Source organism: Paenibacillus sp. sgz302164, assembly GCF_056120505.1.
In genome coordinates, this window is record NZ_JBVYOL010000006.1 from 108,686 (window position 1) to 127,067 (window position 18,382).

Annotated in this window: 19 protein-coding genes and 2 riboswitches; of the genes, 1 reads left to right on the top strand and 18 read right to left on the bottom strand. The window is 53.1% G+C overall.

Annotated features, from left to right (window positions below; translation table 11 throughout):
• Window positions 1-33: 33 nt before the first annotated feature.
• The 7 genes from ccsA to AC0LWT_RS11870 all read right to left on the bottom strand — a co-directional run bounded on the left by ccsA (window position 34) and on the right by AC0LWT_RS11870 (window position 6,814).
• The gene (gene ccsA / locus AC0LWT_RS11840; RefSeq protein ID WP_474681454.1) at window positions 34-1,293 is read right to left on the bottom strand and encodes a cytochrome c biogenesis protein CcsA; all 1,260 of its coding nucleotides are present in this window, start codon (window positions 1,291-1,293) and stop codon (window positions 34-36) included.
• Complete coding sequence (gene resB / locus AC0LWT_RS11845) at window positions 1,290-2,960, bottom strand: cytochrome c biogenesis protein ResB (protein ID WP_474681455.1); 1,671 nt, start codon at window positions 2,958-2,960, stop codon at window positions 1,290-1,292. Before resB ends, ccsA begins: the two co-directional genes overlap by 4 nt.
• Window positions 2,961-3,026: 66 nt before the next feature.
• Window positions 3,027-3,563 carry a redoxin domain-containing protein gene (locus AC0LWT_RS11850; protein WP_474681456.1) on the bottom strand — a complete coding sequence of 179 codons (537 nt, stop codon included), beginning with the start codon at window positions 3,561-3,563 and terminating at the stop codon, window positions 3,027-3,029.
• Between the two features lie 81 nt (window positions 3,564-3,644).
• Window positions 3,645-4,391, bottom strand: a complete 747-nt coding sequence (locus AC0LWT_RS11855) for a pseudouridine synthase (protein ID WP_474681457.1) — start codon at window positions 4,389-4,391, stop codon at window positions 3,645-3,647.
• 62 nt (window positions 4,392-4,453) lie between these two features.
• Window positions 4,454-4,987: a spore maturation protein gene (locus AC0LWT_RS11860; RefSeq protein WP_474681458.1), complete on the bottom strand. Its 534-nt coding sequence runs from the start codon at window positions 4,985-4,987 to the stop codon at window positions 4,454-4,456.
• A 21-nt stretch (window positions 4,988-5,008) separates the two neighbouring features.
• Window positions 5,009-5,605: a nucleoside recognition domain-containing protein gene (locus AC0LWT_RS11865; RefSeq protein WP_474681459.1), complete on the bottom strand. Its 597-nt coding sequence runs from the start codon at window positions 5,603-5,605 to the stop codon at window positions 5,009-5,011.
• A gap of 12 nt (window positions 5,606-5,617) precedes the next feature.
• Window positions 5,618-6,814 (bottom strand): D-alanyl-D-alanine carboxypeptidase family protein, encoded by a 1,197-nt coding sequence (locus AC0LWT_RS11870; RefSeq protein ID WP_474681460.1) that lies wholly within the window; start codon window positions 6,812-6,814, stop codon window positions 5,618-5,620.
• A gap of 561 nt (window positions 6,815-7,375) precedes the next feature.
• On the opposite strand from AC0LWT_RS11870, the gene AC0LWT_RS11875 reads away from it, so the two are divergent.
• Entirely contained in the window at window positions 7,376-7,891 is a 516-nt protein-coding gene (locus tag AC0LWT_RS11875) for a hypothetical protein (RefSeq protein ID WP_474681461.1), read from the top strand.
• A 286-nt stretch (window positions 7,892-8,177) separates the two neighbouring features.
• On the opposite strand, the gene ytfJ is transcribed toward AC0LWT_RS11875, so the two are convergent.
• The 11 genes from ytfJ to AC0LWT_RS11930 form a co-directional block, all read right to left on the bottom strand.
• Window positions 8,178-8,675, bottom strand: coding sequence for a GerW family sporulation protein (gene ytfJ, locus AC0LWT_RS11880; RefSeq protein ID WP_474681462.1), 498 nt, complete (start codon window positions 8,673-8,675; stop codon window positions 8,178-8,180).
• Between the two features lie 150 nt (window positions 8,676-8,825).
• Window positions 8,826-9,527 carry a DUF2953 domain-containing protein gene (locus tag AC0LWT_RS11885; protein WP_474681463.1) on the bottom strand — a complete coding sequence of 234 codons (702 nt, stop codon included), beginning with the start codon at window positions 9,525-9,527 and terminating at the stop codon, window positions 8,826-8,828.
• A 177-nt stretch (window positions 9,528-9,704) separates the two neighbouring features.
• On the bottom strand, window positions 9,705-10,301 hold the full coding sequence (gene scpB / locus AC0LWT_RS11890; RefSeq protein WP_474681678.1) for an SMC-Scp complex subunit ScpB: 597 nt from the start codon (window positions 10,299-10,301) through the stop codon (window positions 9,705-9,707).
• Entirely contained in the window at window positions 10,285-11,076 is a 792-nt protein-coding gene (locus AC0LWT_RS11895) for a segregation and condensation protein A (RefSeq protein WP_474681464.1), read from the bottom strand. The genes scpB and AC0LWT_RS11895 overlap by 17 nt, the downstream gene beginning before the upstream one ends.
• Before the next feature lie 18 nt (window positions 11,077-11,094).
• Window positions 11,095-11,736 (bottom strand): site-2 protease family protein, encoded by a 642-nt coding sequence (locus AC0LWT_RS11900; RefSeq protein ID WP_474681465.1) that lies wholly within the window; start codon window positions 11,734-11,736, stop codon window positions 11,095-11,097.
• The gene (gene ribH / locus AC0LWT_RS11905; RefSeq protein WP_474681466.1) at window positions 11,736-12,206 is read right to left on the bottom strand and encodes a 6,7-dimethyl-8-ribityllumazine synthase; all 471 of its coding nucleotides are present in this window, start codon (window positions 12,204-12,206) and stop codon (window positions 11,736-11,738) included. Before ribH ends, AC0LWT_RS11900 begins: the two co-directional genes overlap by 1 nt.
• A 45-nt stretch (window positions 12,207-12,251) precedes the next feature.
• Window positions 12,252-13,478 (bottom strand): bifunctional 3,4-dihydroxy-2-butanone-4-phosphate synthase/GTP cyclohydrolase II, encoded by a 1,227-nt coding sequence (locus AC0LWT_RS11910; RefSeq protein WP_474681467.1) that lies wholly within the window; start codon window positions 13,476-13,478, stop codon window positions 12,252-12,254.
• Between the two features lie 91 nt (window positions 13,479-13,569).
• Window positions 13,570-14,235 carry a riboflavin synthase gene (ribE, locus tag AC0LWT_RS11915; protein ID WP_474681468.1) on the bottom strand — a complete coding sequence of 222 codons (666 nt, stop codon included), beginning with the start codon at window positions 14,233-14,235 and terminating at the stop codon, window positions 13,570-13,572.
• A 2-nt stretch (window positions 14,236-14,237) separates the two neighbouring features.
• Window positions 14,238-15,353 (bottom strand): bifunctional diaminohydroxyphosphoribosylaminopyrimidine deaminase/5-amino-6-(5-phosphoribosylamino)uracil reductase RibD, encoded by a 1,116-nt coding sequence (ribD, locus tag AC0LWT_RS11920; RefSeq protein WP_474681469.1) that lies wholly within the window; start codon window positions 15,351-15,353, stop codon window positions 14,238-14,240.
• A 226-nt stretch (window positions 15,354-15,579) separates the two neighbouring features.
• Window positions 15,580-15,758: riboswitch (FMN riboswitch) on the bottom strand.
• A 201-nt stretch (window positions 15,759-15,959) separates the two neighbouring features.
• Window positions 15,960-16,391, bottom strand: a complete 432-nt coding sequence (locus AC0LWT_RS11925) for a peptidylprolyl isomerase (protein WP_474681470.1) — start codon at window positions 16,389-16,391, stop codon at window positions 15,960-15,962.
• Window positions 16,392-16,684: 293 nt separating this feature from the next.
• A riboswitch (cyclic di-GMP riboswitch) is annotated at window positions 16,685-16,769 on the top strand.
• A gap of 311 nt (window positions 16,770-17,080) precedes the next feature.
• Entirely contained in the window at window positions 17,081-17,875 is a 795-nt protein-coding gene (locus AC0LWT_RS11930) for a GH12 family glycosyl hydrolase domain-containing protein (RefSeq protein ID WP_474681471.1), read from the bottom strand.
• Window positions 17,876-18,382: the final 507 nt, after the last annotated feature.

Genomic DNA, 18,382 nt, shown 5'->3' on the forward strand with positions numbered 1-18,382 from the left:
CAGTCTCACATCCATTTCCAATTAAGTTGTCTTTTAAACCCCGGCGTACGAGTGGAGACCGGCAATGACCAGATTCACTCCGACCAAAGTAAACATCACGACCAAAAAACCGATGACGCACAGCCACGCCGACCGTTTGCCCTGCCAGCCGCGCGACAGCCGCAGGTGCAAAACAACGGCATAGAACAGCCATGTGATTAAAGCCCATACTTCTTTCGGGTCCCAGCCCCAAAATCGGCCCCATGCTTCCTGCGCCCAGATCATCGCAAAAATAAGCGCTCCGAGCGTGAACACCGGGTACCCGATCGCGATGGCCCTGTAGCTGATTTCATCGAGGTCCTCGGGATCCATGCTGTTAAGAATCGGACTTATTGCCGCTCCGAGCGGCTTCCGCGTCACAAGACGGGCCAGACCGTAAAGCACCAATCCGAGCAAAACCGACCAAATGACCGTGTTCAATTTCCGTCCCGCACTGGCCCCCTCCATCCATGAAGGAGCTTCGAAAAGCGGCTGCTGCATGCCGAGGAACGGCGTCATTTCGGCTACCGCCGTGCCGTGCGGCTTAACGATAGGCGGCAGCACGTACGTTTCGCTCTGGGCGTTCGTCACGGAAGCGCCGGAAACGTCCGTTGCCGTAACTTCTTTGGTGAACACCGCTTTATATCCTGCTGCATTGAAAGAAAATATGGAACCGATAAAAGCAATGAGTATAAGGATAAAAAACAAGGTGAATTCAACGCCGCGCTGCTCCCGCTTTTCACCCGCCGAAGTTCCCTTGTAGTTGACCGTGCGGAGCAAATACATCAAGCCGCCGGCAAAGCCTACCGCGAAGAAAGCTTCGCCTGCCGCCGCAGTCGTCACGTGTATTTTCAGCCAATAGCTTTGCAGCGCCGGAATGAGCGGCTGCACTTCGCTGGGAAATACGGATGCATAAGCGATCATGATAAAGCCGATCGGCAGCGCAAACACGCCAAGCACCGGCGTGCGGTATATCAAATATACGATCAGGAAGGCCAACATGATCATCATGCCCAAAAAAGTCATGAATTCGTACATGTTGGAGGTCGGAATATGGCCTCCCTCATACCATCTCGTAAAGAAGAAAGTCGCCTGACAGACGAATCCGGCAACGGAAACGACGAATGCGGCGAAGCCCCACCGCTTCGTATGCTCTTCCGGGTTCCTGTTGCTCCACGTTTTTCCGGTGATCGAAAGGACAAAAAGCAGAAAAGCCGCTATATATACGAAAAAAGCGATGAATAAAAACGTGCTGCTGACCGAGCTTACGTTCACTCTTGCTTCTCTCCCCTTTCCAATGTTTTAGGCAAGACAGGAATGTTGTTTTTGCTGAGTGCGGCAGCCACTTCGTTGCGCAAGCCGAACCAGTTTTTGTTCGTGTGCGCGCCCAGCGTAAGCCGGCCGTTATCGATGCGCAGCCATACCCGCCGATGCTGCCAGTAAAAGCCCATAATGACGCCGATCATAAAAATCGCCGCCCCGACCCAAATGTAGGGCATCGCTTTATCGACCCGGATATTCAAATACGAGGTGTATTCCGCGAATTGCACGCCATCCATGGATTTGACGGACAAATTCAGCTTCTTGCTGATTGCGCCGTTAATCGCATCCTGGCTGAACGCTTCTTTATCAACCTGCCGCGGGAAGTACATGTAGGGCTCTCCCCCTTCGGCAAGACCGGGCCCCGTGATGCTGAATATGAACGCAGGCGCTTTCGGTTCGTTCGATTTGCTGATCGGCTGGCCTTTTTCATCGATGCCGAATTCCGGGAAATAGCCTTTCAGCTTCAGCTTGTAAGGTCCGGCCTGGTATTCGTCCTTCGGATTGTTCATCGGAAGATCGATCGTCCCGTACACTTCGCCGGTCTGCGGATTACTCAGGTTCGGTTTGACGGAAATCAGCATAAGCGTCTGCTTGTAATCGAACTGGTACGCCTTAAGCCCTTTATAATCCATAGGCTCGTTCACCAAAATGTTCGACCTTTGGACTTCTTCGAGCACAGGCTCTTTCGCCGGATTGCCGCAATCGGCCGTGCAGTGATAAAGCACCGCCTGCGTTTCGTACGTTTTGGGCACGACCTGCCCCTTGTCCTTAATGCTTTTCGGCAGAGCGCTTTCATCATAAAATGCAAGCGTAAACTTTTCATTTTTCAAGTAAAAAGAAGTGTTCGGGATGCGCTTGGTTTCGCCTTCCATAATCCCCATATACTGATCCATATGCCAGCCCGGAATGCTTCTCATCAAGACGCCGAGCAAAAAAATGATCAGGCCGATATGGTTAATATAAGGCCCCCACCGGCTGAACCGGTACTTCTCGGCAAGCAGCGCGGACCCGTCCGCTTCCTTATGTATGCGGTAATTGCGTTTGCGAAGCAGAGCGCCGATTTGGCTTGTCCATTCGGCCGGATCGGTTCCGGGCGGCAGCTCTGCCGTATAGGTCACCTTTTGCCTCGTCAAAAAGCTGATGTGCTTGCGGATTTGCTGCTTTGATAACGCTTTGTAGAGCGGGAGCACGCGATCCAGGCTGCACACGACCAGCGAGGTGCCGATCATAAACAGCAGGGTGATGAACCACCACGAGTTGAATGTGTGCGACAGCCCTAGCTTGTAATAGATCGTGCCTAGCGTCCCGTAATTTTGCGCGTAATATTGCGCCGGATCCATATCGAGAAACGTATTTTCCTGCGGATAGATCGTGCCGACGGCGGAAGCGAGCAAGGTGGCGATAATGATGTACACCGCAATTTTAACCGAGGAAAAAAAGTTCCAAACCCGGTCGAGCGCGGAAGGGTTTGCTTTTTGCGAGCGGCGGGCCATCCCGTCGTAACGCATTTCCAGAACGCCGCTGCCGTCATCGTCTTCCAGAGGCTTGCCGCAGGATTCGCAAAGCGTCGTGCCGATATGGTTCTGATGGCCGCACTCGCATTTGGTGTTGGTAAACATGATGAACCTCCTCGAAGTTTTCTGCGAGGAAAACTTGCTTAGTTAACTCAGCCTGAGCTTCGGCCTCTATTCTTTTTTGCCGGCAATCGAGGCTATCGTCTGGTCAATGTACGATTCGTTCATTTGACCGATTCTTTTCACGGCGACTTTGCCGTCCGCACCTATGAAAAAGGTAGTCGGGTAGTCCATAACCCCGTACATTTTGCGGACTTCTTCCTGCGCGTCGAGCAGGACAGGCAGGCTCAGCTTGTACTGATCCATAAAGCTTTGTACCGTCACCTTGTTTTTGTCCACGTTAACTTCCAGGAATACGACGCCCTGCTGGCTCCATTTTTCATACTGCTTCTGCAGCGCCGGCATCTCCTCTTTACATGGCGGGCAGAAGGTGCCCCAGAAGTTGATCAGCACCGGTTTCCCTTTGTAGTCCGACAATTTGTGCGTGATGCCGTCCAGCCCGACCAGCGAGAAATCGAGCGCTTTGTCTCCTTCCTGCGGGTATTTCTTGTTTTCCGTAGCTGACAAATTCGTAATAATGGTAAACACGCCAATAATAAGCACGACAGCGAATATCGCGATCTGTACCCATTTTTTATTTGCTCCCACGCCATCATCACCTTTTGTTCACATTTTTAGCCATTTTACAGACGTACCTATGTTCAATTATAACGAAAAGAAGACCAAATCCTATTGGCCTTTTTGAATATTATGTGTCTGGTTTGCGGCATCCACGAGTTCCTTGATCTCGTTCGGCGTCAAATGGCGGTACTTGCCGCGGGGCACTCCCGTTAAAAAGAGCGGGCCGAATTTGATGCGTCTCAGCTTGATCACCGGAAACGAAATGGAATCGAACATCCGGCGCACCTGACGGTTTCTGCCTTCGTAAATCGTAATTTCGACGACCGTCTCATTTCTCTCGGGATTGACGTCGGCATATTCGACTTCGGCCGGAGACGTCATGCCGTCTTCAAGCTGCACGCCGTTTCTCAGCTTGTCCAGCAGCGAGCCGTGCGGCACTCCTTTGACCGTTGCCTGGTACGTTCTCGGCACGTGATGCTTCGGGTGCGTCAGCAAATGCGCAAACTCCCCGTCGTTCGTCAGCAGCAGCAGCCCTTCCGTATCGTAATCGAGCCGACCGACCGGGTATACGCGCTCTTTGATGCCGGGCAGGAAGTCCGTAACGACTTTGCGGCCGCCGGGATCGGTAGCGCTTGTGATGACACCCTTCGGTTTATTTAAAAGCAGATACAGTTTTTTCTGTTGGTTAATCGTCCGCCCGTCCACTTTAATCTCGTCCTGCTTGGGGTCTACCTTCACGCCGAGCGTCGTGACCACCTCTCCATTCACTTGCACTCTTCCCGCCGTGATGATGTCCTCACACTTTCTGCGGGAAGCGATACCCGCTTCTGCCAATACTTTTTGCAGTCGTTCCATTGTCCGCTTTCACCTCAAGCTAATGATAACGATTTATGAAGCAAATCACAAGAGCGCAGCGGTCAAGCGAACACAAGATAGCAAATAAAAATGGAGGCGGCGAAGCCGACCAGGTCGGAAATAAGCCCGACTTTGAGCGCGTAGCCGGCTTTGCGGATACCGATCGCGCCGAAGTAGACGGTGATGACGTACAGTGTCGTATCGGTGCTGCCCTGGACCGTCGAGGCGATCCGCCCGATCATCGAATCCGGTCCGAACTGCTCGATCAAGTCCGTTGTAAAAGCAAGCGATCCTGCCCCCGTTATCGGACGCAGGATGGCCAGCGGCAAAACTTCGGTCGGGATGCCGATGCTTTCGAAAAACGGCCGCGTCCAGGAAATAAGCATATCCATCGCGCCGGACGCCCGAAATACGGAGATGGCTACCATCATGCCCACGAGGTGCGGAATAATTTTGATCGCGGTGTCGAAGCCGTCCTTGGCTCCATCGACAAACGATTCGTAGACCGGAACTTTGCGGTACGCCGCGTACAGCGGAATAAATACAATCATGACGGGGATGGCCCATGCGGAAATAACGGATACGATGGCGTACATGGCAAATCATCCTTTCGGCGCTTATTTGGACGGAGGCAGAGGCGTAGCCGATCTGCGGTACCAGCGGTCGACAAGGATAGCGGCCGCCGTGGAAATCGCCGTGGCGATCAACGTCGTTCCGACGATTTCAGCGGGATTCACCGAATTGTAATTCATGCGAATGGCAATTAAAGTCGTCGGAATTAACGTAATGCTCGACGTGTTGAGCGCGAGCAGCGTGCACATGGCCGGGCTCGCCGTATCTTTATGCGGGTTCAGCTTCTGCAGCTCCTGCATCGCCTTGATGCCCATCGGTGTCGCCGCATTGCCGAGCCCCAAAATGTTCGCGCTCATATTGGACATAATATAGCCGATCGCCGGGTGATTTTTCGGTACGCCGGGAAACAGGAAGCGGACGAGCGGACGCAGCAGCACGGCCAGCTTGCCGAGAATGCCGGCGTCTTCGGCGATACGCATCATGCCGAGCCAGAAGACGAGAATGCTGATCAGCCCGAAGCATACGGTGACCCCGCTTTTGGCCCCGTCGAACGCAGCCTGCGTGACCGCTTCCACATTGCCGTTCACAGCGGCGACCACAAATCCGACAACGATAAAAAACAACCAGATCCAGTTCACCACGGCGCTTTCCCCCTAATCGTCCGAAGCGGATTCGGAAATTGAGAACAGCTTTTGAATCAGCAATTTGCAAATAAATTCATAGCGCGAAATGAGCGTCTCTTTGTAGACGGGCCCCTGCTTGAAGCTGAAGGCCGACTGGTCCTGTTCCTTCAGACGCGGACTTCCCTTGTCGTACAGCGGGATCGCGGTGATCGGCCGCTCGTTCAAATACAGTTTCAGCACACCTCTATCACCAAGACGGTATGCCGTGCTGGCCGGATCGACCAGCTCCAGTTTTTTGCTGATCGTCCCGCTTTCGCCGTCCGCCAAAGGATAAGACGTCGTCCTGCCGACGACCCAAGGCGTCCCCTCGATGCCTTCGCCTTTCAAAGCCAGCTGCTGCAGCGGATAATATTGAAATCCGTACTGCAGCAGCCTTGCATGATCCGCCCAATCGTTCGGATCGTTAAGCGTGACGACGGCAAGCTGCTGGCCGCCGCGGGACGCCGAACTTACGAGACAGCGTTTGGCGAGCTTGGTATAGCCGGTTTTTACGCCGTCGGCGCCTTCGAACATGCTCAGCATTTTGTTTTTGTTGAGCCAGGTGTAATCCCAGCTCTCGCTCGGGTTCGGAACTTTTTTCATCTTGGTGCTTACGATTTCCTGGAAAATCGGATTTTTCAGCGCATAAGCCGTCAGCTTGGCCATATCGTTGGCGCTGGAGCGGTGTCCTTCCCCCTCATCCAGACCGGAAGGATTCGTGAAATTCGAGTGATCCATCCCGAGCATTCTCGCTTTTTCATTCATCATGTAGACGAAGCCTTCGACGCTGCCCCCTATATGCTCGGCGATCGCCGTGGCCGCATCGTTGCCGGACCGCAGCATCAGTCCGTAGAGCATATTGTGCAGGCTCATTTCTTCGCCCAGCTTCAAGTAGATCGACGAACCTTCCTTGCCGAAAGCGTTTTTGCTGACTTTGACCTTATCGGACAGCTTGCCGTTTTCAATGGCTACAATGGCGGTCATAATTTTCGTCAGGCTGGCTATGCGCATCGGAACGTCTCCCTTTTCGCTGTACAAAATCCGCCCGGATTCCACATCGATAAGGGATGCGCCGACCGCATTCGTATCGATCTGGGGCGGCGGAGCGGCCTGAGCGGTGCCCACCGGCAGCAGAAGCATCGCCACAATCGCCGGCCACAGCACGGTTTTTATCCAATTCGTTTTCATCCTTATCCTCCTACCCTGGAAGAGCTTGTAGCTTGTACATACAATCAAAGCGGACGGCTGCAAGTTGTCCGTGCCAAAACTTTGTACAAGTATATGCGGCAGGCGAACGGATATGCAAAAACCGGTTTCGCTCTGCCGAAAAGAATGCGAAAACCGGGTCCGCGGCGCATCGATTCGCCTCGCGCAGGCGATATGCTCCCGGCCGGGTGCCCCCTTCGGGAGACGGCGATTACCGGTTAGATTCGCCCAATGGGAAGATGGCGATACCGGTTAGGTGTGCCTATTAGGAAAGGGCGGTTACCGGTTAAGTGCTCCAATTAGTGAAGCGGCGGATAGCGGTTAGATGCGTTAAATGGGGAGACGGCGGCTTGGTGTGCCTAATGGAGAGAGTGTGAATACCTGCTTTGGTGCGCTCCACGCTGGGGAGATGGCAAATACCTGCTTGGTGTGCCCAATTGGGAGAAACGATTACCGGCTACGTACGAGCCTCAATGGAGAGAGGGCGAATACCTGCTTGATACACCCAATGGGGAAACAGCGAATACTCGTTTGGTGTGTCAATTGGAGACGACGAATACCTGTTTTGGTGCCCCTCCCGAGAGACATCCTCTCTCACTTGGCTACAAAGTCCAAATACCTGCAAAAGTGCAGGCTTTTTCCTTGAAAGCACCTCGTTTTGACGAAAAGCCTGCGATTGTGCAGGAATTTTCCCCGAAAATGAGTCTGAGCCCATATTCGCGGCAAAAAGCCTGCACAATTGCAGGAATTTGTCGTGGGCAGCGCATCCATCGAGCAAAAACTGCACTTTTGCAGGTTTTCTACGCGCAACCAGGCAGATTGTGCGACCGGCGACCGACCGCCGTCGTCATGCAGCGCAGCACCGCACGCCGGGAGCTGCGCGCGGTACGAAATTCTGGCGCGTGGTTGCCCCCGGCAGCCTGCAAAACTGCTGGCTTTCCGCGCATGGCAGATCACGCTGCCTGTCAGGCCAGGCATAAAGCCACTGACCTGAAGCCTGCACACATTGCCGGCAACAGCTTGCCAGCCACCGGCCTCAACAACCCCACCCTATACTAGCGCCTCTAGCGCTTGCCTCTCCACCATGCACAGCGGCTCTAGCGCTGCTTTTCCCATCCTGCGCAGCGGTTCCAGCGATGCCTCTCCGTCCTGCGCAGCGGCTCTAGCGGAGCTTTTCCCCCGGCAGCGACTCTAGCGATGCTTTTCCATCCTACGCAGCAGCTCCGGTGATGCCTCACCCTCCCTCCTGCGCAACGGCCCCGGCGCCGCCAGCAAAAAAAGAGACCGTCCCAAGCAGCAAATTTGCTTGCCCCGGGCGGTCTCTTCGGCTTTTATATCGCTTGCTCTACACGATAAAATTTTGATGATCTTCGTTCGCAGCGTTTTTTGCTTCCGCCGTTCCGGTCGTGGAATAAGTGCTTCGCGTGCCCATTCCTTTGAGCATCGCCTGGATTTTGTCCACCACTTGCGGGGCGGAATCGATCAGGCGCTCCAAAATATGCGTCTGATTGTCGAGCGGTACGATCTTCACGCCGGTTTTGCCGACGACGAGGAACGCGATCGGAGTGATCGAGACGCCGCCGCCGCTGCCGCCGCCGAAAGGAAGAGCGACTTTAGCGCTCAGCGCCTCAGTTCTGCCCATGCCGCCTTCGATTTCGATTTCGGAATCGGTCATGAACTCGCTGCCGCCCGCGGCAAAGCCGAAGCCTACTTTGGAAATCGGCATGATGACACTGCCGTCAGGCGTCTCTACCGGATCGCCGACTATAGTATTGACATCTACCATTTCCTTAATATTTTCCATCGCCACTTTCATCAGACCTTGTATCGGATGCTCAGTCATTACATGTTCCTCCCTGTCTTTAAGCCTTTAGTAATAAGCATTTTTAGCTTAACCAACGTCATGAGGAAATATGTAATCCCAATCCGCCGCTTTCTATATTCCTATTAATTCCATCATAATTAAAAAATAGAAAATCAGCCATTCACGCATTCAAGAGGCTGTTTTGACGCGGGGTTTTCGCAAAACTTCATACCATGTCCGGAAACCGCCTTTTACTTTGGCGATCCGCACCAGCAGGCTAACCCCCGCCCACACTGCATGCCACATGCGAATGCGGCCTTTGCACACCAATTCCGTCGTGAATTGCGGCTCGTTGTATTGGGGAATGACCGAAATTTCCGGTTTCGCAATCAAGTTGACGTATTTAAAACCGAAACCAAGCAAAGAAGATTTAATCCCCCAAATAGCCCCGGTCGTGACAGCCGTTTGGGAAGCATCGCCAATGCCTACCCGCGTTATCCACGTCAACTTGCTGCAAGCCACCCGCGACATCGTTTGCTTGAACCAGTCGTAAAAGTCCCGCGTGCTTTCAAGAGCCAGATTGGCGCGCTTAAAAAAATCGACCACTTTATCCTTTGTAATGTGCGCCTTGTCTTCCCCCTGCATGAAAGCTACAGCTTGATTGAGCGTTTCTCTTTTAATAAAAATCCCTGCGGCGAATCCTTTGAATTGGATGACCGGAATGGCGTATCGAAATTTGACGAGCCCGTACAACGCCCGGATTTCAACGGCAAGCTGATCGTTGTCCCTGACGCGCGAAAAGTAAAACTCCCCTTCGATAAAACTTATGAAAAATGCGATCGCGGCTATAATCAACAGGATGCATATCGTTCCAAACCACCACAAAGCCATCGGCCCTCCTTATCCACACATGCCGTACGAAGTCTCTTCCATCACGGCGCCTCTGGTTAGTATGGCCTTGTGCTGGTAATGAAATGCACACCAAAGCCTTCGAATCGTTCATAACGCAAAAAAACCACCATTCCGGCCTGCAAAACGATGCCGAAAATGATGGATTTCCCTGTACTTTTACAAGCCTTCCTTTTTCATATCCTCAAAAGTAATCTGCTCCCCGCCCAGCTTGTCGAACAGCATGCGCGTCTCTTCCTCCAAATCGAAGCTCGCCTGGAACTTGGACGAATCCGGCAGCTCCTGAATGGAGCTCAATCCGAAATATTCAAGAAATTGCTTGGACGTCCCGTACAAAATCGGTCTCCCCACCGCGTCCGCGCGCCCGACCTCTTCGATCAAGTCTTTGGCTGTCAGCGTTTGCAGCGCCCGGTCGCATTTGACTCCGCGAATTTCCTCGATCTCGACTCTCGTAATCGGCTGCTTGTATGCAACGATGGAAAGCGTCTCCAGCGCCGCTTGCGAAAGCGAGGAGCGCGACGGCGTATACGCCAGCTTCTCAAAATAAGGAGCATGCTCGGCAAGCGTCGTCAGCTGAAAAGAACCGGCCACTTCAACGATTTGAATGCCGCGGCCTTTGCGTTTAAAATCAGCCTTCATATCATGAACCATATCTTTAACCAGGTGCAAGTCAAGCTCCATCACTTCGGCGAGCTGCTTGGCGTCCAGACCTTCGTCGCCTGCGGCGAAGAGCAGTCCTTCAATAATTGATTTCATCTGCTGAAAATTGAGCGTCAAATTCAGCCTCCTCCTCTTTCGCATGGATGACAATATCTTCAAACAACCGGTGCTGGAAGCACGTAACCTTTTTCATTTTCATCAGCTCCAGCAGAGCCAAAAAAGTGACGACCACTTCTTCGCGGGTCATATCGTAATCGAACAGCTTTGAAAACAGCAGTTTCCCGCCCTTAAGGCTAAGCAAATCGATGACTTCGCGCATCCGGTCTTTTACAGATATTTCATCTCTGCGAATTTTTGCGACTACATTACGGTTGGTCAATTTGCGCAGCGTTCGTTGAAAGGCGATCAGCAGGTCGGTTACATCGAGACCTTCTACCGGATTCTCCTGCACTTCAGGCAGGAAAGGCGTCAAATCCTCCGGCTCGCGCGTATACACCAAGCTCCGCTCCACTTCTTTATCGCGCAGCATATCGGCAATCGACTTGTATTTCCGGTACTCAATCAGCTTCTGCACCAGTTCCGCCCGCGGATCCAGCTCATCGTCAAATTCGTCGTAATAGTCCTCGATTTCGATTTCCGGCGGTTTGGGCAGCAGCATTTTGCTTTTGATGGCCAGCAGCGTTGCGGCCATGACGAGAAATTCGCTCGTTACTTCAAGTTCAAGCTCCTGCATGGCATTTACGTAATCCAAGTATTGATCGGTTATTTCCTTAATCGGAATATTGTAAATATCCAGCTCGTTCTTATCGATGAGATGCAGCAATAGATCAAGAGGGCCTTCAAAGGCTTCCAGCTTATAAGTCACTTTCATCCGTATCGTCCCCCTTGTCTAAAGTGAAAATATATTCATGACAAGCTGCGCGGCGATGGGATACAAATGAGCGAGCGCCCATTGGCCGATTGGCGTTATCAATAATAGAAGGACCAGCAGCAGTCCGTAACGTTCGTTAGTCAAAAACCAACGCTGCCGGCCGGCGGGAAACAGCCCCCGCACAATGTGCCACCCGTCAAGCGGGTACAGCGGCAGCAAATGAATAATAAAAAGCATGACATTCACAATCACACAGTACTGCGCATAAACTCTCCACGTTTCCACCGCTATCGTCTCGGTGTTGCCGTCAAACCAGGCAGGTAAAAAGAAGTACAGCCACCAAAAGAAAAACACAAGCACCAGATTGGCGCACGGTCCGGCTAAATAAACGAGCGTATGGGAAAGCCGCGGCCGCCGTTTCATTCGAGTCATGTCAACCGGCATTTTTTTCGACCAGCCATACGGTCCGAACACAACCATCGCAAGCCCCAAGGCGTCTATATGCGCCAAGGGGTTTAGCGACAATCGTTTCTGCTCCCTGGCCGTCCGGTCTCCAAGCAACATCGCCGCGCAAGCGTGAGCGGCATCATGAATGGTCATTGCTATGAGAAAGGCGAACAGCCGGGGCAGCAGCGTTTCCAGGTGAAAATAAGAAAGCATTAGGAGCTGAATTGTTTGGTCAAATTCGCCATTTCGATTGCGGTTACCGCCGCTTCCCAGCCTTTATTGCCCGCTTTTGTGCCGGCCCGCTCAACGGCTTGTTCGATCGAATCCGTCGTCAGAACGCCAAATACGGTCGGCACGCCTGTTTTCAAATTGATGGCGGATACGCCCTTGGCCACTTCATTGCATACGTAGTCAAAATGAGGCGTCGAACCGCGGATTACCGTTCCGAGCGTAATGACCGCATCATATTTGCCGCTTTCCGCCATTTTTTGCGCGATCAGTGGAATTTCAAATGCGCCGGGCACCCATGCGATCTCCACTTCGTCGTCCTGAACGCCGTGGCGCTTCAGAGCGTCCTGTGCGCCGCCAAGCAGCCGGGAAGTAATGAATTCATTGAATCGTCCTACGACGATGCCATATTTTAAGTTTTGCGAGACCAAATGTCCTTCGTAAATTTTTGCCATGTCCGTTTCGCCCTTTCTTATTGTAAAATTCCTGCAAGCCGCACGTTAAATGCCGCTGCCGGAGTCATGAAATTCCAGCAAATGACCGAGTTTTTGCTTTTTGGTGTGCAAATAGTTCACATTGTGCTCCTTGCTTTCCATCTGAATCGGCACGCGCTCCACGACTTCCAGGCCGTAGCCTTCAAGCCCGCGGATTTTGCGCGGATTGTTGGTCAGCAAACGGAGCTTGCGGATGCCCAGGTCCTTCAAAATTTGCGCGCCAATGCCGTAATCGCGAAGATCCGGAGCAAATCCAAGCTTAATATTCGCTTCGACAGTGTCCAATCCCTGCTCCTGCAGCGCATAAGCTTTTAATTTGTTGATCAGTCCGATGCCGCGGCCTTCCTGTCGCATATATAATAATACACCGGAGCCCTCTTCTTCAATCTGTTTTAGCGCCGCTTCGAGCTGAGGGCCGCAATCGCACCTGTGGGAGTGAAACACGTCCCCGGTCAGGCACTCCGAATGAACGCGCACAAGCGTAGGCTGCGACGGGTCGATCGTCCCTTTGACAAGGGCCACATGCTCTTTGTTGTCCAACTGATTCGTATAGGCGATCGCTTTGAATGAGCCGAAATCCGTCGGGAGCTTGATCTCCACCTCCCGCTCCACCAGCTTTTCCTCCCGGTTGCGGTAGCGGATCAAATCCTGAATCGTAATGAGGCGGATCTCATGCTTAGCCGCAAATTCCATCAAATCGGGAACCCGCGCCATCGTTCCGTCCTCTTTGATGACCTCGCAAATGACGGCGGCCGGATACGAACCGCACATCCTGGCCAGGTCGACGGCCGCTTCCGTATGCCCCGCTCTGCGCAGGACGCCGCCTTTTTTGGCGATCAGCGGGAAAATGTGACCGGGCCTGCGGAACTCGTGGGCTCTCGTATTCGGATCGATCAGCGCTTCTACCGTTCTGGCGCGCTCGTGCGCGGAAATGCCCGTGCTCGTCTCGACGTGGTCTACCGAAACCGTAAACGCCGTGCCGTGGTAATCCGTATTCCTGGAAACCATGGGAGGCAAATCCAGTTCTTCGGCCCGCTCCTCGGTAATCGGCACGCAGACAAGACCGCGTCCTTCCTTGATCATAAAATTAATTACGTCAGGCGTCGCCTTATCGGCCAGCGCGATAAAATCCCCTTCATTCTCACGGTCTTCGTCGTCCACCACGATGATGACTTTGCCAAGCTTCAAATCTTCGATCGCATCTTCAATCTTGTCAAACCGTATGTCTGTCATCTTCACCCCTCCTAAGAGCAATCCGCCGCTGCCGGACGGGAAGCTTCTTCTATATCCGAAAGCCGCAGCAAGCTTGCATGTGCGTCCCCTGTCACATAAAACCGTGTTCCGCCAAAAAACTTTCCGTTAAAGCGCCCCGTTTGCCGCTGCTGCCGGATTCCTGCTGTCCGAAACGAAGCAGACGCTCCATATATTTGCCCAAAACGTCGCATTCGATGTTGACCGTATCGCCCGGCTTCTTGTCTTGAAGCACCGTCTGGGCCAGCGTATGCGGGATAATGGAGACGGAGGCGTCGCGTTCCGTCACTTGCACGACAGTCAGGCTGATTCCGTCAACAGTAATTGAACCGCTGGGAATGATGTATTTGAAAATGTCTTTGTTCTCCGGTTCGAACCGGTAAACGACCGCATTTTCTTCAGGCGTGCGGGAAATGATAACCGCCGTCGAATCGACATGCCCCTGCACAATATGTCCGCCAAACCGGCCGTTCGCCGCCATGGCGCGCTCCAGATTGACCGGCGTGCCCGTCTGCAGCTTGCGCAGGTTCGACTTGCGGTACGTTTCCGGCATCACGTCAACCGAGAAGGAGTCTGCGTCAAATGCAACTACCGTCAGACAAACGCCGTTCACCGCAATGCTATCGCCAAGCCGCACATCTTCCAGCACCTTCGATGCGCCGATCGTCAGCACCATCGCCTGTCCTTGGCTGCGGACGCGGTGCATGCGGCCGATTTCTTCAATAATACCGGTAAACATGCCTAGTTCCCACCTTCATAAACCGGGTACCCGGTCAAGCATACGTCTTGACCGAACCGCTCGACCTGCAAGCGGTCGAGCGTAATGCTGTCCGCCATCTTCGCGAAGCCGCCAAAGATGAAGTTCGCTGGTGCCTCCGCCCCGCCGCCGATTATTTTCGGCGCGTAGAACAGCACCAGCTTGTCGATGAGGCGCCGCTCCAGCATGGCGCCGTTGAGTCTGCCTCCACCCTCAAGGAGGATGGAGCCGATCTCGCGCTCGCCGAGCTGCCGCATGGCGAGCGTCAAATCGACCTGCGGGCCGTCGCCGCAGGTCACGATCTCGATGCCGCGCGCTTCCAGCGCGGCACGCCGCTCCGCGGGCGCCTGTGCGCTCGCGAGCAGGATCGTCGGCTGACGATCCTGCTCCTGCAGCACGCGGGCGTCCGGAGGGATGCGCAGCAGCGAGTCGGCGACGATCCGTACCGGCTGGATAGCCGGTACGTCGGCGCGCGCGCTGAGCAGCGGGTCGTCGGCGATGACCGTGCCGACGCCGACCATGATGCCCTGGTGCCGGTGGCGCAGGGCATGGACCAGAGCGCGCGACGCCTCGCCGGTGATCCACTTGCTGTCGCCGGTCTTCGAAGCGATCTTCCCGTCGAGCGTGCTCGCCGTCTTGAGCGTCACGAACGGCATGCGCGTGACGATGTACTTGTTGAATGCCTCGTTAAGCGCCGAGGCTTCCTCCCCGAGCAGCCCGACGGATACGTCGATCCCGGCTGCTCGCAGCTTGGCGATGCCCGAACTGGCAACCTGCGGGTTCGGGTCGAGACCGGCGACGACGACGCGCGCGACGCCGGCTTCGATCAGCCGGTCGCTGCAGGGCGGCGTCCGTCCGTAGTGGCTGCACGGCTCCAGCGTCACGTAGGCCGTGCTGCCCCGGGCTTCCTCGCCCGCCATTTGCAGCGCGAGGACTTCGGCGTGCCCCTGGCCGCGCTTCAGATGCGCGCCCATCCCGACAATGCGTCCGTCTTTGACCAGGACGCACCCGACGACGGGATTGATCCCCGTCTGGCCTGACGCGCTTTCGGCCATTTGCAGCGCAAGCCTCATGTAGGCCTCGTCATTGATAAGCTGCATGCGCTCACCACCAATCTCTTGAACTTGAATGCAAAAAAACCCCGATCCGGCACAGGATAGGGGCTCAAGGATTTGAAGTTGACACGAAAATGCTTCGTCTACACGCGTTTGTCCATGTTTTCGGGTAATTCAAACAAACCCGGCACGGTGCCTGAAAGAAGACAGACCTGCCGAATTTTTGTTCAATTGAAAAGAGGCCAAACGTGCATAGCGAACCTGTTGTTCGCGTTTCCTTCTCCCATCCAGACTATACTGTCGGTCCCGGATTTGCACCGGGTCAGCCGTAGCGAAGCTGTTGTCAGGTACCGCTTAGCTTCAAAACGGGTCACGGACTTTACGGCCGGAGCAGCAGCTTCCGAACGTATCACCGCCGGTGGGGAATTTCACCCCGCCCCGAAGGTATGCACACACAATGAAAGAAGAACTAATCTCACTAACGGGAGAATTAGTTTTCTTTGGTTATGAATTTATCACTCGGGCATGGAAAAAGCAACATTTTTTTCTTTTCTCCGCTGAAACATTGTTCACAAATCGGATTAAAAAAAGACCATCCCTAGCCGGTTTTACGGCTTAAGGAAGGTCTTTTTAAGCTTTACAGCTTTATTTTTACACTTCGACAATTTCGACCTTTTCCATTTGGTCTCTGCCTTTGAATGCGTCCACATACTCCATGCCTTTGGTTACTTTGCCGAAAACGGTGTGCTGTCCGTCCAGGTGAGGCTGCGGTTGGTAGCAGATGTAGAATTGGCTGCCGCCTGTGTTTCTGCCGGCATGGGCCATGGCAAGCGTTCCGCGCTCGTGTTTGTTCGGGTTGATTTCGCAGTTGATTTGGTAGCCTGGGCCTCCTGTGCCCGTTCCAGTAGGGCAGCCGCCTTGAGCTACGAACCCGGGAATGACGCGATGGAATACGAGCCCGTTATAAAAACCGGAGTTTGCGAGTTTTTCAAAGTTGGCGACGGTGTTCGGAGCGTCTTTTTCGAACAGGTCGATCAGTACTTCTCCGCCGCCGGCGAGTGTGATTTTTGCTTGTTTGGCCATGTTAGGTCCACTCCTTTAGACAATAATACTTTATTTTACTATGAAAGCTTTCAATTCACAAACCCGCTGTGAAAATTTGCTGCCGCTGCGGAATCGTTGCTGTCGCGGATTTATTTTTTGCGGTATTTTTGCATATATCACAGAAAAATTGTCACTTCAATCGTTTACGTTCCGCTGGAACCCCCTTGATTTTGCCCTTTGTGAAATTTCTTTCTTTGACGATGAACTTTTGTGAAATACGACACAGAATGTTTCCACCTGTTCTGTTATTATTATCCAAGTAAACAATTGTAAATATTTGTGGAAAGCGAAGAAAACGTTCCTGTATCTGGGCACTTGGGGGCGTTTGAGCTACTAGTGCAACCGGCCGTCTATTTTTGATGGCCTTTTTCTATTTTCAAGTAAATGGAGGATGTCCGAAATGCAAACTATCCCGTGCGAAAAAGTCTTAGAGCAGCTAGGCATTTCCTCAGATCAGTATGATTCGTGGAAAAAGCAGCCCTCCTGCTTGCCTGGCGAACATTCAAATTATCCTTGCTATTTTGCTTCCAAGGCGCAAGAATCATATCCTTTGGCAACTTCCTCAAGCAAGTGACTCCTCAAAAAAATGTTGGCGCGGCCGCAGGGCGGGAATCCCGTTCTGCGACCGCGCTCTTTTTTCCGCCGCGCCGGCGGCACTCCGCTATTGATTATTGGACATTGCAATACCAGTTGGAAAAGTTGATTTGTCCGCTGCCTTTTGTAATTTCGGTGCCGTATTCCACGCTGCTCACATAGCGGCTGTTCGTGAAGTAATTTTTGGAAATGAGATAATCGGTAAAGTTTTTGACGTTAATGCTGAAGCTGTTTGTCTGGGACTTTTTCAGGAACGAATACACCCACCATTGATGCACGCCCTGGCTGTTCTTATTTTCGCCCCTGTACACGTCGTAAGTTTGCCCGCCGATCGAAACGTTGGAAAATACGAGAGAACCGAGCGGGCCGACGTCGGAGGTCCATTTGTTCCAAATCATAATTTCCTCGGTCGGAGTGCTGCTGGACGTTGCGTTCCCGGTGCTGTGCAGCCAAATATCGTAAGCGTTATTATAGGAGCCGTTCGTCGAGGAAGCGATCGAATACGTGACGCCTGTGTTAATGTTTTTGTTGGCGGACAGCTGTGTAGGGAATCCGCTGCCGCTTGTATATCCGTTCGTCCAGTGCCATCCGCTTACGATGGACGGGTACGCTTTGACGCCGCCGGCCGTAGTCGGCCAATTCCATAAGTATCCCAGGTCGGTGCCGCTGTTATAGTACACGGTTTCCGACCAACCGCTAACGCTGCCGCTGCCCCAGGTGTTGTTAAACAGGTAGTATTTGTTATTGTTGAAATAAAGTTTATCGTACGCAGTGGAGGAAGAAGCAGCGGAAGCGCTCAATGGAAGCGCCAACAAAATTGCGGATAAAAAAAGGGAAGCCAGTCTCTTCTTGCCTAACCGAGTTTTCATTATCATGAACCTCCATTCAAAATAAATTGCTGTTTACCGTTCGCTCTCCCCGGGAATGTAAAGCGTTTACAAGAGACCGAATCACCCTCCGATACGATGGATTAAGCGCTTAATGAAATCTTACACATCCCGATGAATTAAAACTACCCCCAAAATCGAAAGGAAAATCATGCCAAAATTCATTCATGAACAATTCATTCACGAACAGCGGGAGGAGATTTTCGGAGGAAACTTTCTAAAAACTTGCCCGTTGTCAGCACGTCAGTACGCGGAAAATCTGCAAAAAGTCAGGCAGTTGAGAAACTCGCACGCAGAGTGGGAGCGCCCGGCTGCCTAACTGCTTGGCTTCTTAACTGCTTGGCTCCGCGGAGAAAGCCTGCAAAAGTGCAGTTTTTTGCCCGGTAGATGCGCTGGCCACGAAAATTCCTGCAAATGTGCAGGCTTTTCGCCACGAACAGGGGCTCAGGGTCGTTTTCACCGAAAATTCCTGCACAATCGCAGGCTTTT

Coding starts and splice junctions, on each gene's coding strand:
- ribD (WP_474681469.1), bottom strand. CDS start 15,353: ATGCAGCTTATCAATGACGAGGCCTACATGAGGCTTGCGCTGCAAATG.
- AC0LWT_RS11855 (WP_474681457.1), bottom strand. CDS start 4,391: ATGGAACGACTGCAAAAAGTATTGGCAGAAGCGGGTATCGCTTCCCGC.
- AC0LWT_RS11910 (WP_474681467.1), bottom strand. CDS start 13,478: ATGACAGACATACGGTTTGACAAGATTGAAGATGCGATCGAAGATTTG.
- scpB (WP_474681678.1), bottom strand. CDS start 10,301: ATGAAATCAATTATTGAAGGACTGCTCTTCGCCGCAGGCGACGAAGGT.
- AC0LWT_RS11930 (WP_474681471.1), bottom strand. CDS start 17,875: ATGAAAACTCGGTTAGGCAAGAAGAGACTGGCTTCCCTTTTTTTATCC.
- AC0LWT_RS11885 (WP_474681463.1), bottom strand. CDS start 9,527: ATGGCTTTGTGGTGGTTTGGAACGATATGCATCCTGTTGATTATAGCC.
- resB (WP_474681455.1), bottom strand. CDS start 2,960: ATGTTTACCAACACCAAATGCGAGTGCGGCCATCAGAACCATATCGGC.
- ribH (WP_474681466.1), bottom strand. CDS start 12,206: ATGGCAAAAATTTACGAAGGACATTTGGTCTCGCAAAACTTAAAATAT.
- AC0LWT_RS11870 (WP_474681460.1), bottom strand. CDS start 6,814: ATGAAAACGAATTGGATAAAAACCGTGCTGTGGCCGGCGATTGTGGCG.
- ribE (WP_474681468.1), bottom strand. CDS start 14,235: ATGTTTACCGGTATTATTGAAGAAATCGGCCGCATGCACCGCGTCCGC.
- AC0LWT_RS11900 (WP_474681465.1), bottom strand. CDS start 11,736: ATGCTTTCTTATTTTCACCTGGAAACGCTGCTGCCCCGGCTGTTCGCC.
- AC0LWT_RS11895 (WP_474681464.1), bottom strand. CDS start 11,076: ATGAAAGTGACTTATAAGCTGGAAGCCTTTGAAGGCCCTCTTGATCTA.
- ytfJ (WP_474681462.1), bottom strand. CDS start 8,675: ATGACTGAGCATCCGATACAAGGTCTGATGAAAGTGGCGATGGAAAAT.
- AC0LWT_RS11860 (WP_474681458.1), bottom strand. CDS start 4,987: ATGTACGCCATCGTATCCGTTATTTCCGCATGGGCCATCCCCGTCATG.
- AC0LWT_RS11925 (WP_474681470.1), bottom strand. CDS start 16,391: ATGGCCAAACAAGCAAAAATCACACTCGCCGGCGGCGGAGAAGTACTG.